Origin of the sequence: Collinsella sp. LCP19S3_A6 (genome assembly GCF_052122015.1) — a bacterium.
Lineage (GTDB): Bacteria > Actinomycetota > Coriobacteriia > Coriobacteriales > Coriobacteriaceae > Collinsella.
Genome location: NZ_JBQKDD010000020.1, coordinates 1 through 3,199, shown reverse-complemented (window position 1 = coordinate 3,199; position 3,199 = coordinate 1). Strand labels below are relative to the sequence as shown.

Genomic DNA, 3,199 nt, shown 5'->3' with positions numbered 1-3,199 from the left:
CCGCCCCTCGACCCCCTTCCTCCACTCCGTTCGGGGACCGCCCCTCACCTCGTTCCGCGCTCCGCTTGGCCCAACGGTCGGCCGAGCCGACCGTCTGGGGGCGCGCCCCCAGACCCCCTTCCATGCCCAAACGGGTCCGGGTCGGGGGTCGGGACTCCAGGGGAGTGACGCAGTGTCCCGACCCTTCGGGCCGGAACTCTCCCCTGGATCCCATCCCAAAGTCAACTCTGCTCCAAGTGTTTGGGCCGCGGCCCGTACGAGTAGACCCGTACGACCCGTACGACCCCAAACAAAAAGCAGGGAGGGCGAAGCACGCAACCGTCTCTGGTTGCTCCTCGCCGTCCCTGCTCGGCCGACCCGCCCGCTTATCGCCGGGCGGCACGGGCGCTCCGCGCCCTCTGATGGGGGCCTGCGCGGCCCCCATCCCCCCGCGCTCTATTCCTCGGCAGCGCCCTCCAAGATGTCGTATCGGTACGACTTGAGGTACTCGCGCATGAAGATCGCGCAGTTATCGCATAGGGCCATAAACCATTCGAGGTTCTCGTCTCGGGCGTAGTCGACCAGCCTGTTAAAGCTGTAGACCCTGTTCTCCTTGCACCACGCGCACATCTCGGCGACTATGCGGTACTTGTCGGCAGACCTGTTAATCGCGGCGAGATAGTCAGCTCCGCCGAACTCGACCACATCGGCGGGATCGTACTGGGCCTTGTTCGGGTCATCCAGGTGGCACAGGTATCGCGCGACCGCGGTCCAGCTGTCTCGGTATTGAACCGATTTTTCCTTGCAGCCGAACGAGGTCAGGACCTCCTTGGCCTCTTTAGCAGCCACGGCATGCGAGAAGCGCACGACAACGTGCCAATGCGGCTCCTTGACCTCGCCCGCGGCGGTCGTGTCGCGGTCGTGGTGCATGGCAAGCCCCTCCACACCGCTTTCGCGCATCAGCTCGAGGAAGTTCTCGGGGGCAGAATCCTCGTACAGGTAACCCCACCAAATCTTGCGCTGTTTGCCTTGGCGGTTCTTACGTTCCCATTCTTTTTTCTTCTCAGGGTCTGCGTACGGCATGAAAAAACCTCCCAGTTCGGGAGGTCGCAATCTCGTGATTTCCCACCACACGCGCTATGATAGTGCCGTACACGGGTGGCGCAGATCGAGACGTGACCTCGTTTATGTGCCGCGTTCGGGGGCCCTAATCCCCGCACGCTCCAGCCCATTGTACAGCACGCACCCGCCCGCCTGGTCTAGGCCGGGCGGGCGTTTTTTTGCCGGAAAACGTAAACTATAGTTTACGTTTTCCGGTATTTCCGCAGCTACAGCGGCTCGCCAAAGTCAAGAGCATCCGAGACAGCCATCTCAACGGCCCTCGCCGCGGCATCTGACCACACGGTCCGCCCGTTGATGTAGACCGCGGCCCACCCTTCCTTGTCGGCAACGAAGGAGCACGCCTCGGCAGTCGATACCGGAAGATCCTCGTAGAGGTTCGACAGCTGCCTGTTCCCGAACCAGATTGCCGCGCCCTGCCTGTAGTTGTTTGTGGGCGGTGCCACCTGGAAGAAGAGTCCTCCACCAACGTCCGCGACCTCGTGAATTGTCACGCTGCCGTCCTTTTTCCACAGCTCTAGCGATGCCATTTTCTGACACGTCCCTTCTCATCGTTTTTCGCGGTTTCAAGCGCCGCGAGCCGCGCCTTTATCGCCTTGGTTGTTGGGGCCTTCCCGCCCTGGACCTCAGAATGCCCCTGGGAGCGCTGTGGGCGCTCCTGCGTCTCCGGTACCGCCCTGGCACCGGTATCCGCCACACCGACCGCCTCGGCGGCCCTGGCGGCCCTGAACGCCGCCGCCGACGGGGCACGGTGCCCCAGGGCCACGGCAAGGGCGGCTGGCACCGTCCTCAGCGTTTCGAGGACGCTCCGAACCGCCGACCGAACTCTCTCAACAGCCCGCTCCAGCTGTCCAACTCGCGCTCTAGCTCCCTCGACCTCACGCCCAAGCTCTGCAGCTCTGACGCGCTCGCGCTCGACAGCGATCTCAAGCTCCGCAACTCGTCCTCGAGCCTCAGCTGAGTTGCGTTGAACCCCCTCCAATCGGGCTTGTTCGGCTTTGAGTTTTTCCAAAATCTGGGACTTCTCGCCGTTCAAAACGTGAATCTCGGCCGTTTTTTCTGAAATCCGTCCGTCCAAATCAGCAGCTAGGTCCCGCTTTTTGTTCACCTCTGCCGTCAGGGCACCCAATTTGACACGGGTCCTGGCCTCCTCGGCCCCGGCGGCACGTGCCTTGGCCATCGCCTTCTCGGCCTCCTGCCTCGCCGGCTCGACCACGGCCCTGTCGACAGCCCCGCGTACCTTGTCGATATCAACAGACTTGTCGGTATACACCCTCTGCGCCCGCGTCTCCTCGTTCAACTCGACTTCGGGACGGTACCCCAACTGCCGCTCGAGATAGTCTCCCAAGTCCTTATGCAAGCTCTGATAGAACGTCCTCGGGCACATTTTTTTGAAGTTGAAACGCCCATCCAGAATCGGCGTAAATGGCGCGTGCATGTGGGCGCGTACAGGCGAACCGTCCGTACGGATCTCGTCCTTGTGAACAAACCCGCCCATAAGGTTCTCGCTCCCGACCCTGTTGGCGAGCCACTCGTACGTGTACCTGAAAAAGGCACCCTCGTCTCCGGCGCGCACGTTCTCGGGAAGGGTCACGACAAGATCGGCCATCAACACCGCGTCCTTCCGCGTGGCCCTCCGCCCCTCGGCCTTGGCGGCACGGTCGACATCCTCGCGGCGCTTCTCGACCGTGGACCATGCGGGTCGGGCGGTCCCGACCCGCGCGAGGCGCGCCCGACCGTCCGACCCGATTTTGACATCGTAGTTAAGGTCGACCCGACCCCTGTCGATGTTCTCGCGCTCCAGGCTACTTTGATCCCGGCGGTAGTGCGCCAGCATGTGGCCGACCGAGGTTGCCTTGTACTTGGCGACGTGTGCCATATGTCTAGCCCTTTCAGGTTCGAACAGACTTTAGCCGACTTAAAGTCTAGCACGTTAGCCCTTAGCTTCGCTAAGGACGTGCCAGGGCGCCGCCCTGGACCCGCGGGGGCGCCGCCCCTCGACCCCCTTCCTCCACTCCGTTCGGGGACCGCCCCTCACCTCGTTCCGCGCTCCGCTTGGCCCAACGGTCGGCCGAGCCGACCGTCTGGGGGCGCGCCCCCA

3 protein-coding genes are annotated in these 3,199 nt (G+C 63.1%); all 3 read right to left on the bottom strand.

The window, feature by feature from the left end; genetic code table 11:
- Positions 1-435: 435 nt before the first annotated feature.
- On the bottom strand, positions 436-1,062 hold the full coding sequence (locus ACTQVX_RS08770; protein WP_441560925.1) for a replication protein: 627 nt from the start codon (positions 1,060-1,062) through the stop codon (positions 436-438).
- Between the two features lie 245 nt (positions 1,063-1,307).
- Positions 1,308-1,628 (bottom strand): hypothetical protein, encoded by a 321-nt coding sequence (locus tag ACTQVX_RS08765; protein ID WP_441560923.1) that lies wholly within the window; start codon positions 1,626-1,628, stop codon positions 1,308-1,310.
- Entirely contained in the window at positions 1,616-2,977 is a 1,362-nt protein-coding gene (locus tag ACTQVX_RS08760; protein WP_441560921.1) for a plasmid recombination protein, read from the bottom strand. Before ACTQVX_RS08760 ends, ACTQVX_RS08765 begins: the two co-directional genes overlap by 13 nt.
- Positions 2,978-3,199 lie beyond the last annotated feature (222 nt).

Bases quoted from the DNA above. Each gene is read 5' to 3' on its own strand.
- ACTQVX_RS08770 (WP_441560925.1), bottom strand. From the start codon at position 1,062: ATGCCGTACGCAGACCCTGAGAAGAAAAAAGAATGGGAACGTAAGAAC.
- ACTQVX_RS08765 (WP_441560923.1), bottom strand. From the start codon at position 1,628: ATGGCATCGCTAGAGCTGTGGAAAAAGGACGGCAGCGTGACAATTCAC.
- ACTQVX_RS08760 (WP_441560921.1), bottom strand. From the start codon at position 2,977: ATGGCACACGTCGCCAAGTACAAGGCAACCTCGGTCGGCCACATGCTG.